Here is an 18,086-nt window from a genome sequence, read left to right on the forward strand (position 1 = left end):
GTAAGAAATATTATTTCTTAGCGCCTGGTACGCTGAAACGCTTGTTGAAGCGGTCAACGCGGCCACCGGTAGCAACGTCACGCTGCTTGCCAGTGTAGAACGGGTGGCATTGACCACAAACGTCCAGGTTCAGATCGTGACCCACGGTAGAGCGGATTTTGATCACGTTACCGCAAGAGCAGTTAGCAGTAACTTCTTCGTATTTTGGGTGGATACCTTGTTTCATGGGAAACCTCAGTTAAGGCCGTGTCGCTATCCAGCCCTGTTTCGCCAGACACCACACGTGGTTGATAATATATTTTGGTATCGGATTATACCAAAGGCGGCAAACTATACAGAAATTCAATGTGGCGCGCAATTGGAACCGTACATTTTGCGGCCCGCAGTGTAAACTACCCGACACTTTTTCCATCTGGATGGCCGCCACATGCCCGTTGTACACGTTGCTTTACCGGTTCCCCTCGCCCGCACCTTCGACTATCTGCTGCCGCAAGGCTTGCAGCCGGTAGCCGGCGCGCGCGTTTGCGTACCCTGGGGTAAGCAACGGGCAATCGGCATCGTCACCGGCAGCAGCGACACCAGCGAACTGCCGCTGGATAAGCTTAAGCCCATCGACAGCATCATCGACAACGCCTCCCTGTTCTCCCCCAGCCTGTGGCGCATTCTTCGCTGGGCCAGCGACTATTATCATTATCCTATCGGCGAAGTGCTGTTCCACGCGCTGCCGATCCTGCTAAGGCAAGGCAAACCGGCGGAAGCCGCGCCGCTGTGGCAATGGTTCGCCACTGAACAGGGCCGCGCCACGCCGCCGGAAAGCCTGAAACGCGCCCCCAAACAACAGCAGGCACTGGCCGCGCTGCTGCAACGCCCGGTTTATCGCCACCAGGTCAGCGAACTTGAACTGACCGAGAGCGCGCTGCAGGCATTGCGCGCCAAAGGGCTGATCGACTTACGGGCTCAGACTTTGGCGACGCAGGACTGGCGACCGGGTTTTGAAGTGCTCGGCGAACGGCTGCGGCTGAATACCGAGCAGGCCACCGCCGTGGGTGCGATCCGCAGCGAAGACAATCAGTTTGCCGCCTGGTTGCTGGCCGGGGTCACCGGCTCCGGCAAGACAGAAGTCTATCTCAGCGTGCTGGAAAACATTCTGGCCATGGGCAAACAGGCGCTGGTGCTGGTGCCGGAAATCGGCCTGACGCCGCAAACCATCGCCCGCTTTCGCGAGCGCTTCAATGCGCCGGTAGACGTACTGCACTCCGGCCTCAACGACAGCGAACGGCTGGCGGTATGGCTGCGCGCCCGCAGCGGCGAAGCGGCGATCGTCATAGGTACCCGCTCTGCGCTATTTACCCCGTTCTCACGCCTGGGCGTGATCATTATCGACGAAGAGCACGACAGCTCCTATAAACAGCAGGAAGGCTGGCGCTACCACGCACGCGATCTGGCGGTGTTCCGCGCCCGGGAAGAGAACATCCCGATGGTCATGGGTTCCGCCACGCCGGCGCTGGAAACGCTGCACAACGTGCAACTGGGTAAATACCGTCAACTCAAGCTCACCCAGCGCGCGGGCAACGCCAAACCGGCGGCGCAGCACCTGATCGACCTGAAAGGCCTGCCGCTGAAGGTGGGTCTGTCGCAGCCTTTGCTGAAAAGCATGCAGCACCACCTGAAAGCCGGCAATCAGGTGATGTTATTCCTTAACCGCCGCGGCTATGCGCCGGCGTTGTTGTGCCACGAGTGCGGCTGGATTGCCGAATGCCAACGCTGCGATCATTACTACACCTTCCATCAGAATCATCGCCAACTGCGCTGCCACCACTGCGACAGCCAGCGGCCGGTACCGCACCAGTGCCCGCAATGCGGTTCAACGCACCTGGTCTCGGTCGGCGTCGGTACCGAGCAATTGGAAAACGAACTGGCGCCGCTGTTCCCGGAAACGCCGATCACCCGTATTGACCGAGACACCACCAGCCGCAAGGGCTCGCTCGAGCAGCATCTGGCGGATATTCACCGTGGTGGCTCACGCATACTGATCGGCACCCAGATGTTGGCAAAAGGTCACCATTTCCCGGACGTGACGCTGGTCGCCCTGCTGGACGTCGACGGCGCGCTGTTTTCGGCTGATTTCCGTTCCGCTGAACGCTTTGCCCAACTGTATACCCAGGTCTCCGGCCGTGCAGGCCGCGCCGGCAAACAGGGTGAAGTCCTTTTGCAGACTCACCACCCGGAACACCCGCTGCTGCAAATTCTGTTGCAGCAGGGCTACGAGGCCTTTTCCAAACAGACGCTGGCGGAACGCAACAGCGTCTTCCTGCCGCCCTACACCAGCCATATCATCGTGCGTTCGGAAGATCACGATAACCAACAGGCGCCGCTGTTCCTGCAGCAGCTGCGCAACCTGCTGGAAGCCAGCCCACTGAAAGACGACTCGTTGTGGGTCATGGGGCCCGTCCCGGCATTGCAGTCAAAACGCGGCGGCCGCTTCCGTTGGCAACTGCTGTTGCAGCATCCTTCGCGACGCGTGCTGCAACAGTTGATGAAAAGCTCGTTGCCGTTGATCGGTACACTGCCACAGGCACGTAAGGTGAAATGGACGCTGGACGTCGATCCGATAGATAGCTGAACCCGGAAAAGTCTGATTCAGTTCAGGCAAGGCAAACGTTTACCCTTGAAATTGCGAGCGAACGCTAAAAAACCTTCCCGGGTCACACTTTTTATGCAAATTAGGTAACAAAGGCGGGACATATTCTGTTTAGAATGTCTGCCAAGGCAATTTTGGCACCTAAAGTAGCACCGTGACAGAATGTTCGAATGCGGATGGCGCTAAATGATAACAACACCACCGTACGCCAAAATTTGTGAGCAAACTGCAGTAGTCGCGTTGGCATGGGGCTAACGCAAGGAGAAAGGCGTTGGAACACAAGAAAGAATTACCCATGGCAACCATGAAAGACGTTGCCGAGATGGCGGGCGTTTCAACGGCAACCGTGTCGCGCGCGCTGATGAACCCGGAGAAGGTGTCAACGCCGACGCGTCAGAAAGTAGAGCAGGCCGTTTTGGCCGTGGGCTACTCTCCTCATGCCCTCTCGCGCAATATCAAGCGCAATGAATCCCGTACCATTCTGGTGATCGTCCCCGACATTTGCGATCCGTTCTTCGCCGACGTGATCCAGGGGATCGAGCAGACCGCGGCGCAGCAAGGCTATCTGGTGCTGATTGGCGATTGCGCTCAGCAAAACCAGCAGGAACGAACCTTCGTCAATCTGATTATCACCAAGCAAATCGACGGCATGCTGCTGCTCGGCTCCAACCTGCCCTTCGACGCCAGCAAGGAAGAGCAGCGCAATCTGCCGCCGATGGTGATGGCCAACGAGTTTGCCCCGGAGCTGGAACTGCCGACGGTACACATCGATAACCTGACCGCCGCCTTCGAGGCCGTACATTATTTGCACCAGCTCGGACACAAGCAAATCGCCTGTGTCGCCGGACCGGAACAGATGCCTCTCAGCCATTATCGGCTGCAAGGTTACATTCAGGCGCTACGTCGTAATGGCATTAACGTCGAAAGCAGCTATATTACCCGGGGTGATTTCACGTACGAAGCCGGTGCGCAGGCGCTGACAGCGCTGATGGCGCAACCAAAACCCCCGACGGCAATATTCTGCCACAGTGACGTCATGGCAATCGGCGTGCTGTCACAGGCGAAAAAAATGGGGCTGCGAGTACCGCAGGACCTTTCCATCGTTGGCTTTGACGACATCAAGCTGACGCAGTATTGCGATCCGCCGTTAACCACGGTGGCTCAACCGCGCTATGAGATCGGCCGGCAAGCGATGCTGCTGTTGTTGGAACAACTGCACGGACAGGCAGTACCAAGTGGCTCCCGGCTATTGGACAGTGAGTTAATTATCAGAGGCAGCACCGCTGCCCCTAAACGCTAGTCAAATATTTTAGGGTTCAGTAACATGCAGGACTTATCTCCTCATCAGGACACAGCGGAATAATAGTGGCACAAAAAGACTATGTAGGCCGTGGGCGCACAGGAGCGCGGCGCAAAACCCCCAGCCGTAAAAAGAGCAGTTCTCCGAAAGTATCCAAAACCGTGCTGGCGCTAGCCGTAGCACTTCTGGTGATCTTTATCGGTGGCCTCTATTTCATTACGCACAACAAACCGGACGATGTGCCGCTGTTGCCTGCACACAGCAATCGCCCTGGCAATGGCCTGCCGCCGAAGCCGGAAGAGCGCTGGCGCTATATCAAAGAGCTGGAGAACCGCCAGATTGGCGTACAGACCCCGACCGAGCCAACGGCCGGCGGTGAAGTCAACTCCAAGACTCAGTTGACCACCGAACAACGCCAACTGCTGGAACAAATGCAGGCGGATATGCAACAGCGCCCAACGCAGTTGAATGAAGTGCCGTATAACGATCCTTCGCAAGCCGCAGTGCGCGGCAACAGCCGCCAACAGCAGGTGCAGCAACAACAAATACAGCAGCAAGTTCAGCAACAGACGCAGCAACCACAGGTTACCCAGCCGCGTAATCCGTTTAACAGCGGTGCAACGACGGCGCCGGTGCAGCAACAACAACAGCACCAGCAGGCTCAACCCAAACCCAAGCCGCAGCCGCAGCCGCAGCCGCAGCCGGTCCAGGTTAAACAGCCTGAGCCTAAACCGCAGCCAAAACCTGAGCCAAAACCTGAGGTAAAACCGGAAACCAAGCCGGAAGTGAAACAGGAAACGGCCAAGCAGGAAACCAAGCCTGAGCAGAAACAGAAGTGGATGGTGCAATGCGGTTCGTTCCGTGCCACCGATCAGGCGGAATCCGTCCGTGCGCGCCTGGCGTTTGAAGGTATCGAAAGCCGCATCACCGCCGGTGGCGGTTGGAATCGCGTGGTGCTCGGCCCCTACAGCAGCCGCGCAACAGCGGACAAAACCCTATCGCGTCTGAAGGGCGCTGGCATGTCAAGTTGCATTCCCCTCGCCGTTGGGGGTTGAAAAGCGTCAATCCCCCCCCATCTATACTCTCAATATGCCTCGTAGTGTCTGCGCAAGCAGACGCTGCGAGGGCTTCTTTCCGTCTTCAACGAGGGTCTGCTCGTGACAACAATTGTAAGCGTACGCCGCAACGGCCAGGTAGTGATCGGTGGCGATGGCCAGGCCACCTTGGGCAATACGGTAATGAAGGGCAACGTCAAGAAAGTGCGTCGCCTGTATAACGACAAAGTGATTGCCGGTTTCGCCGGTGGCACTGCGGATGCCTTCACGCTGTTTGAGCTGTTCGAGCGCAAGCTGGAAATGCACCAGGGCCATTTGGTTAAAGCGGCCGTTGAGTTGGCTAAAGACTGGCGTACCGACCGCATGCTGCGCAAGCTTGAAGCGCTGCTGGCCGTGGCGGATGAACACTCTTCGCTGATCATCACCGGCAACGGTGACGTGATCCAGCCTGAAAATGATTTGATTGCGATCGGTTCCGGCGGCCCATACGCCCAGGCTGCCGCTCGTGCGATGTTGGAAAATACCGAACTGAGCGCCCGCGAAATCGTTGATAAATCCCTCAACATCGCCGGTGACATCTGTATTTACACCAACCATTTCCACACCATCGAAGAATTGCCTTCCAAAGCGTAAGGATCGAATACTATGTCTGAAATGACCCCGCGCGAGATCGTCAGCGAGCTGGACAGCTACATTATCGGCCAGAACAAGGCCAAACGTGCCGTTGCCATCGCCCTGCGTAACCGCTGGCGCCGCATGCAGCTCGACGAGATGCTGCGTCATGAAGTCACGCCAAAAAATATTCTGATGATCGGCCCGACCGGCGTCGGTAAAACTGAAATCGCCCGTCGTCTGGCGAAGCTGGCCAATGCCCCCTTCATCAAGGTAGAAGCCACCAAGTTCACCGAAGTAGGCTATGTCGGTAAAGAAGTGGATTCCATCATCCGCGATCTGACCGACGCCGCGATCAAAATGGTGCGTCTGCAGTCGATCGAGAAAAACCGCACCCGCGCCGAAGAGATGGCGGAAGAACGCATTCTCGACGTACTGATCCCACCGGCCAAAAACAACTGGGGCCAGCCGGAAGAACATCAAGAGCCGTCGGCCGCACGTCAGGCATTCCGCAAGAAACTGCGTGAAGGCCAACTGGACGACAAAGAGATTGAAATCGATCTGGCTTCTGCGCCAATGGGCGTGGAAATCATGGCGCCTCCGGGCATGGAAGAGATGACCAATCAGCTGCAGTCGATGTTCCAGAATCTGGGCGGCCAGAAGCACAAACCGCGCAAGCTGAAGATCAAAGAAGCCTTCAAGCTGTTGATCGAAGAAGAAGCCGCCAAGCTGGTGAACCCGGAAGAGCTGAAAGAGCAGGCGATCGAAGCGGTTGAGCAACACGGCATCGTGTTTATCGACGAGATCGACAAAATCTGTAAGCGCGGTGGCCAAAGCTCCGGCCCGGACGTGTCACGCGAAGGCGTGCAGCGCGATCTGCTGCCGCTGGTGGAAGGCTGTACCGTTTCCACCAAGCACGGCATGGTGAAAACCGATCACATTCTGTTTATCGCCTCCGGCGCATTCCAGACCGCCAGCCCGTCGGATTTGATCCCGGAACTGCAGGGCCGCCTGCCGATCCGCGTTGAATTGCAGGCGCTGACCACCGAAGATTTCGAGCGTATCCTGACCGAGCCAAGCGCCTCGCTGACCGAGCAGTACAAAGCCTTGATGGGCACCGAAGGCGTCAATATCGAGTTCACCGCCGAAGGTATCCGTCGCATCGCCGAAGCCGCGTGGCAGGTTAACGAAAGCACCGAAAACATCGGCGCGCGTCGTCTGCACACCGTGCTTGAGCGTCTGATGGAAGATATTTCCTACGATGCGAGTGAAATTAACGGCCAATCCATTACAATTGATGCGGATTACGTGCGTAATCATCTGGATGAACTGGTAGCGGATGAAGATTTGAGTCGTTTTATCCTATAATCGCTCAATCATGTCCTGTCGGTCATCTGTGTGGGAGGCATTGCCTCCCACAATTATTTCTAACGGACACAGCCACTTACTCTGAAGCGAAAAATGAGCTCATCAACCTCCACCTCCCCGGCCAGAGCCTGGCTTGAAAGTTTACGACCACGCACCCTGCCGCTGGCCTTTGCCTCGATCGTGGTCGGCTCCGCCATTGCCGCCTTGCATGACAGCCTGAAACCCGGCGTGGCGCTGCTGGCACTGCTGACCGCCGGTCTGCTGCAAATTCTCTCCAATCTGGCGAACGACTATGGCGATGCGGTAAAAGGCAGCGACAAGGAAGATCGTATCGGACCGCTACGCGGCATGCAGAAAGGCATGATCACCCAGGCACAGATGAAACGCGCGCTGGTCGTGACGGTGGTATTGATTGCCATCGCCGGTTGTTCGCTGATCGCCGTGGCCTGTGAGCAGCCCAGCGACGTCATAGGCTTCCTGGTGCTGGGCGGGCTTTCTATCGTCGCCGCCATTACCTACACCGTAGGTAACAAGCCTTATGGTTATCTGGGATTGGGCGATATTTCGGTGCTGGTGTTCTTTGGTTGGCTGAGCGTAGCGGGCACCTACTACCTGCAAACCCACGCTTTTGACAGCATAGTGATGTTGCCGGCCACCGCCTGCGGTCTGCTGGCAACCGCGGTACTCAATATCAATAACCTGCGCGATATCGAAAGCGATCGCGCCAACGGCAAAAATACCCTGGCGGTGCGGCTCGGCCCGCAGAAGGCGCGCTACTACCACGCCCTGCTGCTGATTGGCGCGGTGGCGTGTTTTGCGCTGTTTACGCTGCTTAATCTGCATAGCCTGTGGGGTTGGCTGTTTGTGCTGGCTATCCCGCTGCTGGTGCGTCATGGCCTGCGCGTGCTGCGCGATCCGACCCCGGCCGGCATGCGCCCGATGCTGGAACATATGGTCAAGGCGGCGCTGCTGGCCAACGTATTGTTCGCCATCGGCGTGGCGCTCAGTTAAAAACTGATGATTTTGCCAACAGGGCGAATAAAGGGATATACTGATTATTCCAGCGGCAAACAGACGTAAAATCCTATGAAATACGATACTTCCGAACTTTGCGACATCTATCATGAAGAGGTGAACGTTGTTGAACCTCTATTCTCCAATTTTGGCGGGCGTACTTCATTTGGCGGGCAAATCACTACGGTGAAATGCTTTGAGGATAACGGCCTGTTATTCGATCTGCTCGAGGAGAACGGCCGTGGCCGCGTCCTGCTGATCGACGGTGGCGGCTCGGTGCGTCGCGCACTGATCAACGCTGAGCTGGCGCGTCTGGCAACCCAGAACGAATGGGAAGGCATCGTGGTTTACGGTGCAGTGCGCCAGGTAGACGATCTGGAAGAGCTGGACATCGGCATTCAGGCGATGGCGGCCATTCCGGCGGGCGCCATCAGCGAAGGCGTCGGCGAAAGCGATATTCGTGTTAACTTTGGCGGCGTCACCTTCTTCTCCGGCGATCATCTCTACGCCGACAATACCGGGATCATTCTGTCTGAGGACCCGCTCGATATCGAGTAACCCACAGAGATGAAAAAGGGTGCCTAAGGCGCCCTTTTCGATTCTGGCATCAGGGAATCAAACTTCTTCCATTTTGCCCAGCAGCGCGCGCAGGCGATCTTGCCATACATGCTGCTCTTCTTTCAGTTGCTGATTTTCACGCACCAGAGATTCGTGGTTGCCTGAGGCAGCCTGAACTTCGTGAGACAGAGTATTGTTTTTGTCTTTCAGTTCTTCAATTTCCATCTGCAGCAGGGTGATGGTATCGATCGCCTGCTGAACTTTTGCTTCCAATTTCTCAAATACTTCAAATGACATTCTTCAGTCCCCTCATGATAGCAAGGCGTACATCTATAGCTAACGGCCGCAACTCAGGTTGCAACCGCTGCGAATATGCATCGCGCCAAGTGACACGCGCTTTTATTGAAAAAAGCGCGCCTGTCTCGATAAAACGTTTCTTTCGATAAAAACGATTGTAAGTAGCCTGTCCCCGACTGTCTAGCAACATACCGGCTCATCGCGCAGTCTGTTGCAATTTTCCTGCCCTCACTATCAGCAAAAACTGAAAATGCCCATCGGACAAAAAAGGGTTTGTTAACAATTGGTGGGAAAACCACTGGTCAGATCACACTTTCATGGCGCAGAAAGAACACCGGACGACGCGAATTCGCTCAATTTTATGACGAAGCACACACATTTTGATTTCGCTATTTCTCGTTTATGTTCGTTAACGATAAATTTACATCACGTCCTCAATTAATAATTGGACGAGATGAAAAAAACTGTACCCATAGGCCAAGTGGATTAGCACAGTGAGCCTATAAACCTATAACCGCCGTTTTGCAGGACAACAACATTATGAGCCAAACCACCAGTCCGACCCTAAAAGGCCAGTGTATCGCCGAGTTCCTCGGCACAGGTTTGTTGATCTTTTTTGGCGTAGGCTGCGTTGCCGCACTGAAACTGGCGGGTGCCAGCTTCGGCCAGTGGGAAATCAGTATCATTTGGGGCCTGGGCGTTGCCATGGCCATCTATCTGACTGCTGCCATCTCCGGTGCGCACCTTTAACCCGGCCGTCACTATCGCGCTGTGGTTGTTCGCCTGCTTTGACGGACGCAAAGTACTCCCTTACATTGTCGCGCAGATCGCCGGAGCCTTCTGCGCAGCAGCCCTGGTCTACGGGTTGTATTACAACCTGTTCTTCGATTTCGAAGCGGCCAACCATATGGTCCGCGGCAGCGACGAGAGCCTTGCTCTGGCCGGTATCTTCTCCACTTATCCTAACGCGCACATCTCCGTCGGCCAGGCCTTCCTGGTGGAAACGGTGATTACCGCAATTCTGATGTGCCTGATTCTGGCGCTGACCGACGACGGCAACGGTATTCCACGTGGCCCGCTGGCGCCGCTGTTGATCGGTATTCTGATTGCCGTTATCGGCGCCTCCATGGGACCATTGACCGGCTTTGCTTTGAACCCGGCGCGTGATTTCGGCCCGAAACTGTTCGCTTATCTGGCAGGCTGGGGCAAAGTGGCCTTCACCGGCGCGCGTGACATCCCGTACTTCCTGGTGCCAATCTTTGGCCCAATCCTCGGTGCCGGCCTGGGTGCCTTCGGCTACCGCGCACTGATTGGCCGCCATCTGCCGTGCGACGTCTGCGTAGAGGAAGAAGAACCCGCTACCAAGGCCCAGCAGCGCAAAGCGTGATTGACACAGTTTTAAAACGGTTAACAACAGCAGGATTAAGATCATGACAGTAGAAAAAAATACATTGTCGCTCTCGACCAGGGAACCACCAGTTCACGTGCCGTAGTGCTCGATCACGATGCCAATATTGTTGCGGTATCTCAGCGCGAGTTCACGCAGATTTACCCGAAAGCCGGCTGGGTTGAACACGATCCGATGGAGATCTGGTCATCACAAAGCTCCACGCTGGTGGAAGTGCTGGCAAAAGCCGACATCAACTCCGATCAGATTGCCGGCATCGGCATCACCAACCAGCGTGAAACCACCATCGTCTGGGAAAAAGAGACCGGCAAGCCGATTTACAACGCCATCGTCTGGCAATGTCGCCGCACCGCCGACATCTGCGAAAAGCTCAAGCGCGATGGCCTGGAAGAGTACATTCGTCACAACACCGGCCTGGTGGTCGACCCGTACTTCTCGGGCACCAAGGTGAAGTGGATCCTCGATAACGTTGAAGGTGCCCGTGAACGCGCCAAACGCGGCGAGCTGCTGTTCGGCACCGTCGACACCTGGCTGGTGTGGAAAATGACCCAGGGGCGGGTGCACGTAACCGATTACACCAACGCCTCGCGCACCATGATGTTCAATATCCATGAGCTGGACTGGGACGATCGCATGCTGGAAGCGCTGGATATTCCGCGCGTCATGCTGCCGAAAGTCCGCCCATCCTCCGAGGTGTACGGCCAGACCAATATCGGCGGTAAAGGCGGCACGCGTATTCCTATCGCCGGTATCGCCGGTGACCAACAGGCGGCGCTGTACGGCCAACTGTGCGTTCAACCTGGCATGGCAAAAAACACCTACGGCACCGGCTGCTTCCTGCTGATGAACACCGGCAAAGAAGCGGTGCGATCCAGCCACGGCCTGCTGACCACCATCGCCTGCGGCCCGCGCGGTGAAGTGAACTATGCGCTGGAAGGCGCGGTATTTATCGGCGGTGCCTCTATCCAGTGGCTGCGCGATGAGCTGAAACTGATCAGCGATGCGGCCGACTCCGAATACTTCGCCACCAAGGTGAAAGACAGCAACGGCGTCTACGTCGTACCGGCCTTCACCGGCCTGGGTGCCCCTTACTGGGACCCGTATGCCCGTGGCGCCATCTTCGGCCTGACCCGCGGTGCGAACAGCAACCACATCATCCGCGCCACGCTGGAGTCCATCGCCTACCAGACGCGCGACGTGCTCGACGCCATGCAGGCCGACTCCAACACCCGCCTGCAATCGCTGCGTGTGGACGGTGGCGCAGTGGCCAACAACTTCCTGATGCAGTTCCAGTCCGACATCCTCGGTACCCGTGTTGAGCGCCCTGAAGTGCGTGAATCGACGGCTCTGGGTGCAGCCTTCCTGGCGGGCCTGGCCATTGGTTACTGGAACGATCTGGATGAGGTGAAGAGCAAAGCCGTTATCGAGCGTGAGTTCCGCCCAAGCATTGAAACCACCGAGCGTAACTTCCGCTACAGCGGCTGGAAAAAAGCGGTTGCCCGCGCCCAGGCATGGGAAGATCACGACTAACACCCTTTTGCTTTGTTGACCGAATCACGCGCTGCCCCCGGGCGGCGCGTTTTTTTTGCCCCGCCCGCTGCCGCCCTGCTGTGATAAACTTTGCCGATATTTTCTTCCTTTCTCACAACGGGTTTTGCCATGAAACGTGAATTAGCCATCGAATTTTCCCGCGTTACCGAAGCCGCCGCGCTGGCGGGCTACAAATGGCTGGGACGCGGCGACAAGAATGCCGCCGACGGCGCTGCGGTCAACACAATGCGCATTATGCTCAATAAAGTGGATATCGATGGCCGCATCGTGATCGGCGAAGGCGAAATTGATGAAGCGCCCATGCTGTACATCGGCGAGCACGTTGGCAGCGGCCAGGGCGATGCGGTAGATATCGCGGTCGACCCCATCGAAGGCACCCGCATGACCGCCATGGGCCAGCCCAATGCACTGGCCGTGCTGGCGGTGGGCGATCGCGGCACTTTCCTGCACGCGCCGGACATGTATATGGAAAAGCTGGTGGTGGGCCCGGCGGCGCGCGGCGCTATCGATCTCAACCTGCCGCTGGCAGAAAACCTGAACCAGGTCGCAGCCCGACTGAACAAGCCGCTGGCGCAGCTGACGGTGGTCATTCTGGCCAAGCCGCGCCACGACGGCGTTATCGCGCAGATGCAACAGCTCGGGGTGCGGGTCTTCGCTATCCCCGACGGCGACGTGGCGGCCTCCATCCTGACCTGCTTGCCGGAAAGCGAAGTCGACGTGATGTACGGTATCGGCGGCGCACCTGAAGGGGTGATTTCCGCTGCGGTGATCCGCGCGCTGGATGGAGATATGCAGGCGCGACTGCTGCCGCGTCATCAGGTGAAAGGCGACAGTGCCGAGAACCGCCGCATCGGCGAAGAAGAACTGGCGCGTTGCAAAGAGATGGGGATTGAGGCCGGCCAGGTGTTGGTATTGGACCAAATGGCGCGTAACGACAACGTCATTTTCTCCGCCACCGGCATCACCAAGGGCGATCTGCTGGAAGGCATTAGCCGCCAGGGCAATATGGCCACCACGGAAACCCTGCTGATCCGCGGCAAGTCCCGCACTATCCGCCGCATTCGCTCAACCCATTATCTGGACCGTAAAGATCCGGCGCTGCACGAGTTCCTGCTGTAATTAAACAGGGCGCCATTGGCGCCCTCAGATTGCTGACAAAGCCCGCTATTAGGGAGAGCGTGCCTAAGGGGTCGTAGCAGCTTTAGCTGCCGGAGCGCCCCTCGGTGCGCCAGGCCCGGGTATCTCGGACTCAAAGGCCACTTTGTCATAAACCAACAGGGCGCCCTGTTGATTTATGCGGTATGTCCCTGATGCTGGAGACGATTTGACAACGGCCACCAGCACAGCAAAATCAGCAGCGCCATCGCAAACATCAGCAGGCCGAGGCTGAACTGCCCGGTCTGCGGCAGCATGGCGGAAAGCCAGGTCGCCAGACCCGATCCCATATTCTGCATACCGCCCACCAAGGCGCCCGCCGCGCCCGCCAGATAGGGGAAAGGCTCCATCGCACCGGTGGTAGCCAATGGGAACAACATCCCGGCGCCGAAAAAGAACAGCGCCGCCGGCACGATCAGCGTCCAAATGTTCATCACACCAAACCAACCCGGGATCCACATCATCAGGCCTGCCAGCAGACAGCTGATAACCGAATGCCACATCAGGTTGTGGAAGGTTTTGCCGTCACGGCCGGCGTACCAGGCGCCAAAAAACGCCGCAGGGATCGGCAGGATAAACAGGATACTGACGGTCAGCCCGCTCAGGCCCAACACGCCCCCCATCAGCACGCCACAGCTGGCTTCAAATACCGCTATCCCCGCCAGCGCTCCGATCAGCATCACCAGGTAACAGCTGAAAGTGCCGTCGGCCAGCAGCTTGCCGAAACTCGCCAGCATGCGCCGTTTTTCTGTCTGCTGAGGCCGGGTTTCCGGCAGCCAACGGAACATGGCGAAGGCGACGCCGGCGCAAAGCGCCAACAGGAAAGCGTAGCAAGCACGCCAGCCGAATATCATCGCCAATGCCCCACCGATAATCGGCGCCAGCAGCGGGCTCACCAGAATGCCCATATTGAGCAGGCTGTTGGCATAGCGCAGTGAGGTCCCGGCATACAGGTCACGCGGCATGGTACGCGCCATCACCCCCGCCACGCCGGTGCCCATCCCCTGAATGGCGCTGGCGGCAACCAACATCGTCAGGCTAGTGGACAAGAACGCGCCCAGGGCACCAATCAGGAAAATCATCATCCCGGCGAGGATCACCGGGCGGCGGCCAATGCGGTCCGACAGCGGGCCGTAAATCAGCTGTGAAAAGCCATAGGTCATCAGATACGCCGCCATCACGCGCTGCACCGCACCGGTGCGCACCGACAGATCTCGGGCAATGTCAGCAATGACAGGAACATAAATGGTTTGCGCCATCTGACCGACGGCCACCAACAGGGTGAGCATCACCAGCAGGTGAAAATTGTCTATTTTTCTCATTGTCTTCGTTAGCGTATTAACTCGTCACAGCGTCCCGGCATGACTCCGGATTGAGTCAGAACGGCGAGCAGCCCTCTATGGCGGCATAAGCTAACAAATCTGATTTTTTTAGCGAGTTTCAGACAGATATTGATCCCGGTCACACTGGCAGCAAAGGCAACCAACCTCGTAAATTAAACTGTACGTCTAACGCTTAAGGGGTAAAAATGGCGAGATTGCCGTAATTTGGCTTTAGCATTTAATCGATAATTATTTTCATCATCTTGAAATAAAATAACACCATAGGGATTTGGTTCATGAAAACACCAGAGCTGATTTTATTGCAGTTGAAAACCTTGGGGCCGCATTCCGCCAAAATGCTGGCTGAGCGTCTGGACATCACCCCAATGGGTATCCGTCAGCATCTGCAATCCCTGGAAAGACGTGAGCTGGTTTGTTACGAAGAGGCGCGTACCAAAGTAGGCCGCCCAACGCGTTACTGGTCGCTGACCCAGCAAGGCCACGCTGAGTTCGCCGATTGCCACGATACGCTTGCCACGGCGTTACTGGAGTCTGCCCATCAGTTGTTTGGCGCCGAAGGTGTGGAACAACTGATTAGCGAACGGGAAGAAAAGCTTTATCAGCGCTATGCCAAAGAGCTGTCGGAAGAACGCAGCCATCAGGGCAGACTCGCCCGGTTGGTGCGCCTGCGGCAGCACGATGGCTACATGGCCGAACTGTTCGAACATCCACAGGGCATGCTGCTGGTGGAAAACCACTGCCCGATCGGCGTGGCGGCCACTGTCTGCAGCAACCTGTGCAACTCGGAACTGCGGCTGTTTCACCGCCTGTTTGGCCACGGCTACCGAATAGAACGCGCTGCGCATGCCATTTCCGGCTCACGACATTGCGCTTATTTGATTCGACCATTGGAGCTTTAGAGTATGGCTGACTGGGTTAATGGCAAGGTTACGCAGGTAGAGCAATGGACCGACGGGCTGTTCAGCATTACCGTCCATGCCCCTATTGATACCTTTACCGCCGGGCAATTTGCCAAACTGGCGCTGGAAGTTGACGGTGAGCGCGTGCAGCGCGCCTATTCCTACGTCAACGCGCCCAGCGATCCGAATCTGGAGTTTTACCTGGTCACCGTGCCGGAAGGCAAACTGAGCCCGCGGCTCAATCAACTGCGGCCGGGATCGGAAGTGATGGTGACCAAAGAGGCCGCCGGTTTCTTCGTGCTGGAAGAAGTGCCGGAGTGCGACACCCTGTGGATGTTGGCGACCGGTACCGCCATCGGCCCTTACCTGTCCATCCTGCAGGAAGGCAAAGACCTGGAACGCTTCAAAAATTTGGTGCTGGTGCATGCCACCCGCTTTGCGCGCGATCTCAGCTACCTGCCGCTGATGCAGCAATTGCAGCAGCGCTACAACGGTAAGCTGCGCATTCAGACCGTCGTCAGCCGCGAAGATGCCGCAGGTTCACTGACCGGGCGCGTGCCGGCGCTGATCGAAGACGGCCGGCTGGAAGCGGCGGTGGGGCTGCCCCTCGATGCCGAAACCTGCCACGTCATGCTGTGCGGTAACCCGCAGATGGTGCGAGACACCCAGCAGACGTTGAAGGATCAGCGGCAGATGCGCAAACACCTGCGCCGCAAACCGGGCCATATGACCAGCGAGCATTACTGGTAACCGCAGGCTTATTTACTGCGGAACCTGACCGGCTCGGCTTCCGGGCCGAAACGGTTATTCCCTGGGGTGCCGACAAAAGCGCCCAGATCAATCATCATCATCACGAGAATCAGCGTCGGGATAAAACGCCCGACGCCCCACTGCCAGATTGGCGCTAGCATCTGCCAATTGCCCGCCGCCAGCATCCACGCCAGAATCAACAGCAGCGCCCACCAGCCGGCCTTGTTGCGATCGTGCAGGCGCTTGATCAGCACCGCCGCAGTTGGCCACAGCAACGCAACGATAAAGAACGCTATCGACTGGATAGCCACCAGTTGGTAATTCGCCAGCGTAAAGGCGACGGCCATCAATACCAGCCAGGCCCCCATCCAAATCCAGAAGTCACGCCGCCCGATACGGCCCTTAAAAGAAAAACACCACTGCTGTAACGTCATCGATTCCTGCGCTCTTAGCCTGCCCATATTCTGTCGCGCAGTGTAACATAGGCGCCGCCGGGCAGAGATTTCCGCCCTGCATTACGCGGAGTAACGCACAGCTTTCCTGTCAGCGAGCGATAATAGCGCGGGATCTTTGACAATCCCCCTCGGTTATCGCTTTAATCGGAGCCATCTTTGTTCTTGATGCCGTGTATGCCATGCTGAGAAAATCCATCGCCATCGCCTGCCTGTTGCTGGGTATCAGCAGTGCCTGGGCCGATCCACCGGATGCCGCCGCCAGTGCGTCGCCCACCGCACCTTATCTGCTGGCCGGCGCGCCGACGTTTGATCTGACGGTGGTAATATTCCGCGAAAAATACAACCGCGATAATCCAACGCTGCCGATCGGCGAATTTCGCGCCATTGCAACCGCAGAAGACGACTCGCCCCTGCTGACCCGTGCCGCCAGCAAGCTGAATGAAAACCTCTATGCCTCCACCGCACTGGAAAAAGGCACCGGTAAAATCAAAACGCTGCAGATCACTCACCTGCCGCTGCAGCAAAGCAGCGAAGAGAAGGTTGCTCGCAGCGTTGCCGTCAACTACATGGCTGCGCTGATGCGCCAATTTGAACCGGCATTGACGGTGGAACAAAGCCTGGCAAAAGTGACCAGCCTGCTGGAAAAGGGCAAAGGTTCACGCTTCTACCAACAGCAGGTCGGCGCGATCCGCTACGTGGTATCGGACAACGGCGATAAAGGGATAACTTTCGCTGTTGAACCGGTTAAGCTGGCGCTATCCGAGCCTTAACAGCACGGTATTTAATGACGAAAAGCAAAGCCTTCGCGCTTAATCATCTCTATACTGTTGGGCAGGTAAACTGCCGGTCCGGCAGTGGTTATTTCGACTCTCGCGTTCCCTTGTTGGAGGAAAAAACATGCGTCATCCATTAGTTATGGGTAACTGGAAGCTTAACGGCAGCACTCACATGGTTAACGAACTCATTGCCGCTCTGCGCAATGAACTGAGCAGCGTTGACGGTTGTGGCGTGGCTATCGCACCGCCGGTGATGTACCTGGATCAGGCCAAGCACGCTCTGGCCGGCAGCCGCATTGCTCTGGGCGCTCAAAATGTAGACGTGAACCTGTCCGGCGCATTCACCGGCGAAGTTTCCGCTGACATGCTGAAAGATGTAGGCGCGCAATACATCATCATCGGCCACTCCGAACGTCGCACTTACCACAAAGAAACCGACGCTGCGATCGCCGAAAAATTTGCCGTGCTGAAAGCGGCCGGTCTGATCCCGGTGCTGTGCATCGGTGAAACCGATGCAGAAAACGAAGCGGGTAAAACCGAAGAAGTTTGCGCACGCCAGATCGACGCCGTGCTGAAAACCCAGGGCGCTGAAGCGTTCAAAGGGACCGTTATCGCTTATGAGCCAGTTTGGGCCATCGGTACCGGCAAATCAGCTACGCCTGCGCAGGCACAGGCAGTACACAAATTTATCCGCGATCACATCGCCAAGCAGGACGCAGCCGTAGCTGCAGAAGTGATCATCCAGTACGGCGGTTCTGTAAACGATAAGAATGCTGCCGAGCTGTTCACCCAGCCGGACATCGACGGCGCGCTGGTTGGCGGCGCATCACTGAAAGCTGACGCTTTCGCCGTGATCGTCAAAGCCGCTGCAGCCGCTAAAAAAGCCTGATTTCATTCGGCTCAT

At 57.1% G+C, this 18,086-nt stretch carries 17 protein-coding genes and 1 pseudogene; 14 read left to right on the top strand and 4 right to left on the bottom strand.

Annotated features, from left to right (window positions below; translation table 11 throughout):
- Positions 1–10: 10 nt before the first annotated feature.
- Positions 11–226 carry a 50S ribosomal protein L31 gene (gene rpmE / locus SPL01S_RS22615; protein ID WP_004953176.1) on the bottom strand — a complete coding sequence of 72 codons (216 nt, stop codon included), beginning with the start codon at positions 224–226 and terminating at the stop codon, positions 11–13.
- A gap of 201 nt (positions 227–427) precedes the next feature.
- Here rpmE and priA point away from each other — a divergent pair, with 201 nt between their 5' ends.
- The 7 genes from priA to rraA all read left to right on the top strand — a co-directional run bounded on the left by priA (position 428) and on the right by rraA (position 8,548).
- Positions 428–2,623: a primosomal protein N' gene (gene priA, locus SPL01S_RS22620; protein ID WP_063202949.1), complete on the top strand. Its 2,196-nt coding sequence runs from the start codon at positions 428–430 to the stop codon at positions 2,621–2,623.
- Between the two features lie 289 nt (positions 2,624–2,912).
- Complete coding sequence (gene cytR / locus SPL01S_RS22625; protein ID WP_013814994.1) at positions 2,913–3,941, top strand: DNA-binding transcriptional regulator CytR; 1,029 nt, start codon at positions 2,913–2,915, stop codon at positions 3,939–3,941.
- A 65-nt stretch (positions 3,942–4,006) separates the two neighbouring features.
- Positions 4,007–4,996 (top strand): cell division protein FtsN, encoded by a 990-nt coding sequence (gene ftsN, locus SPL01S_RS22630; protein WP_063202951.1) that lies wholly within the window; start codon positions 4,007–4,009, stop codon positions 4,994–4,996.
- 102 nt (positions 4,997–5,098) lie between these two features.
- A complete protein-coding gene (hslV, locus tag SPL01S_RS22635) occupies positions 5,099–5,629 on the top strand; it encodes an ATP-dependent protease subunit HslV (RefSeq protein ID WP_004953184.1) in 531 nt (176 codons plus the stop codon).
- 12 nt (positions 5,630–5,641) lie between these two features.
- Positions 5,642–6,976, top strand: coding sequence for an ATP-dependent protease ATPase subunit HslU (gene hslU / locus SPL01S_RS22640; protein ID WP_004953188.1), 1,335 nt, complete (start codon positions 5,642–5,644; stop codon positions 6,974–6,976).
- Positions 6,977–7,069: 93 nt separating this feature from the next.
- A complete protein-coding gene (locus SPL01S_RS22645; protein WP_006328846.1) occupies positions 7,070–7,987 on the top strand; it encodes a 1,4-dihydroxy-2-naphthoate polyprenyltransferase in 918 nt (305 codons plus the stop codon).
- Between the two features lie 75 nt (positions 7,988–8,062).
- Positions 8,063–8,548 (top strand): ribonuclease E activity regulator RraA, encoded by a 486-nt coding sequence (rraA, locus tag SPL01S_RS22650; protein ID WP_013814997.1) that lies wholly within the window; start codon positions 8,063–8,065, stop codon positions 8,546–8,548.
- Between the two features lie 57 nt (positions 8,549–8,605).
- Here the strand turns inward: rraA and zapB are convergent, their stop codons facing one another.
- The gene (gene zapB, locus SPL01S_RS22655) at positions 8,606–8,845 is read right to left on the bottom strand and encodes a septal ring assembly protein ZapB (protein ID WP_004953193.1); all 240 of its coding nucleotides are present in this window, start codon (positions 8,843–8,845) and stop codon (positions 8,606–8,608) included.
- A gap of 540 nt (positions 8,846–9,385) precedes the next feature.
- Here zapB and SPL01S_RS22660 point away from each other — a divergent pair.
- The 3 genes and pseudogenes from SPL01S_RS22660 to glpX all read left to right on the top strand — a co-directional run bounded on the left by SPL01S_RS22660 (position 9,386) and on the right by glpX (position 12,923).
- A pseudogene (locus SPL01S_RS22660) lies at positions 9,386–10,232 on the top strand (MIP/aquaporin family protein).
- A 63-nt stretch (positions 10,233–10,295) separates the two neighbouring features.
- Entirely contained in the window at positions 10,296–11,783 is a 1,488-nt protein-coding gene (gene glpK / locus SPL01S_RS22665; protein WP_041417255.1) for a glycerol kinase GlpK, read from the top strand.
- Positions 11,784–11,912: 129 nt separating this feature from the next.
- Positions 11,913–12,923, top strand: coding sequence for a class II fructose-bisphosphatase (gene glpX / locus SPL01S_RS22670; RefSeq protein ID WP_063202953.1), 1,011 nt, complete (start codon positions 11,913–11,915; stop codon positions 12,921–12,923).
- 173 nt (positions 12,924–13,096) lie between these two features.
- On the opposite strand, the gene emrD is transcribed toward glpX, so the two are convergent.
- Positions 13,097–14,281, bottom strand: a complete 1,185-nt coding sequence (gene emrD, locus SPL01S_RS22675) for a multidrug efflux MFS transporter EmrD (protein WP_062869051.1) — start codon at positions 14,279–14,281, stop codon at positions 13,097–13,099.
- A 296-nt stretch (positions 14,282–14,577) separates the two neighbouring features.
- On the opposite strand from emrD, the gene SPL01S_RS22680 reads away from it, so the two are divergent.
- Both SPL01S_RS22680 and fpr read left to right on the top strand, forming a co-directional pair.
- The gene (locus SPL01S_RS22680) at positions 14,578–15,201 is read left to right on the top strand and encodes a helix-turn-helix transcriptional regulator (protein WP_006328850.1); all 624 of its coding nucleotides are present in this window, start codon (positions 14,578–14,580) and stop codon (positions 15,199–15,201) included.
- A 3-nt stretch (positions 15,202–15,204) separates the two neighbouring features.
- A complete protein-coding gene (fpr, locus tag SPL01S_RS22685; RefSeq protein WP_004953210.1) occupies positions 15,205–15,951 on the top strand; it encodes a ferredoxin--NADP(+) reductase in 747 nt (248 codons plus the stop codon).
- A gap of 8 nt (positions 15,952–15,959) precedes the next feature.
- Here fpr and SPL01S_RS22690 read toward each other — a convergent pair whose 3' ends face one another.
- On the bottom strand, positions 15,960–16,385 hold the full coding sequence (locus tag SPL01S_RS22690; protein WP_062869052.1) for a DUF805 domain-containing protein: 426 nt from the start codon (positions 16,383–16,385) through the stop codon (positions 15,960–15,962).
- A gap of 200 nt (positions 16,386–16,585) precedes the next feature.
- Between SPL01S_RS22690 and SPL01S_RS22695 the strand changes: the two genes are divergently transcribed.
- Both SPL01S_RS22695 and tpiA read left to right on the top strand, forming a co-directional pair.
- On the top strand, positions 16,586–17,176 hold the full coding sequence (locus SPL01S_RS22695) for a DUF1454 family protein (protein ID WP_062869053.1): 591 nt from the start codon (positions 16,586–16,588) through the stop codon (positions 17,174–17,176).
- A gap of 127 nt (positions 17,177–17,303) precedes the next feature.
- Complete coding sequence (gene tpiA, locus SPL01S_RS22700; RefSeq protein WP_004953219.1) at positions 17,304–18,071, top strand: triose-phosphate isomerase; 768 nt, start codon at positions 17,304–17,306, stop codon at positions 18,069–18,071.
- Positions 18,072–18,086: the final 15 nt, after the last annotated feature.

It is taken from the genome of Serratia plymuthica NBRC 102599 (assembly GCF_001590925.1).
Classification (GTDB): Bacteria; Pseudomonadota; Gammaproteobacteria; order Enterobacterales; family Enterobacteriaceae; genus Serratia; species Serratia plymuthica.

Bases quoted from the DNA above. Each gene is read 5' to 3' on its own strand.
- rpmE (WP_004953176.1), bottom strand. From the start codon at position 226: ATGAAACAAGGTATCCACCCAAAATACGAAGAAGTTACTGCTAACTGC.
- priA (WP_063202949.1), top strand. From the start codon at position 428: ATGCCCGTTGTACACGTTGCTTTACCGGTTCCCCTCGCCCGCACCTTC.
- hslU (WP_004953188.1), top strand. From the start codon at position 5,642: ATGTCTGAAATGACCCCGCGCGAGATCGTCAGCGAGCTGGACAGCTAC.
- SPL01S_RS22645 (WP_006328846.1), top strand. From the start codon at position 7,070: ATGAGCTCATCAACCTCCACCTCCCCGGCCAGAGCCTGGCTTGAAAGT.
- rraA (WP_013814997.1), top strand. From the start codon at position 8,063: ATGAAATACGATACTTCCGAACTTTGCGACATCTATCATGAAGAGGTG.
- zapB (WP_004953193.1), bottom strand. From the start codon at position 8,845: ATGTCATTTGAAGTATTTGAGAAATTGGAAGCAAAAGTTCAGCAGGCG.
- glpX (WP_063202953.1), top strand. From the start codon at position 11,913: ATGAAACGTGAATTAGCCATCGAATTTTCCCGCGTTACCGAAGCCGCC.
- emrD (WP_062869051.1), bottom strand. From the start codon at position 14,281: ATGAGAAAAATAGACAATTTTCACCTGCTGGTGATGCTCACCCTGTTG.
- SPL01S_RS22680 (WP_006328850.1), top strand. From the start codon at position 14,578: ATGAAAACACCAGAGCTGATTTTATTGCAGTTGAAAACCTTGGGGCCG.
- fpr (WP_004953210.1), top strand. From the start codon at position 15,205: ATGGCTGACTGGGTTAATGGCAAGGTTACGCAGGTAGAGCAATGGACC.
- SPL01S_RS22690 (WP_062869052.1), bottom strand. From the start codon at position 16,385: ATGACGTTACAGCAGTGGTGTTTTTCTTTTAAGGGCCGTATCGGGCGG.
- SPL01S_RS22695 (WP_062869053.1), top strand. From the start codon at position 16,586: ATGCTGAGAAAATCCATCGCCATCGCCTGCCTGTTGCTGGGTATCAGC.
- tpiA (WP_004953219.1), top strand. From the start codon at position 17,304: ATGCGTCATCCATTAGTTATGGGTAACTGGAAGCTTAACGGCAGCACT.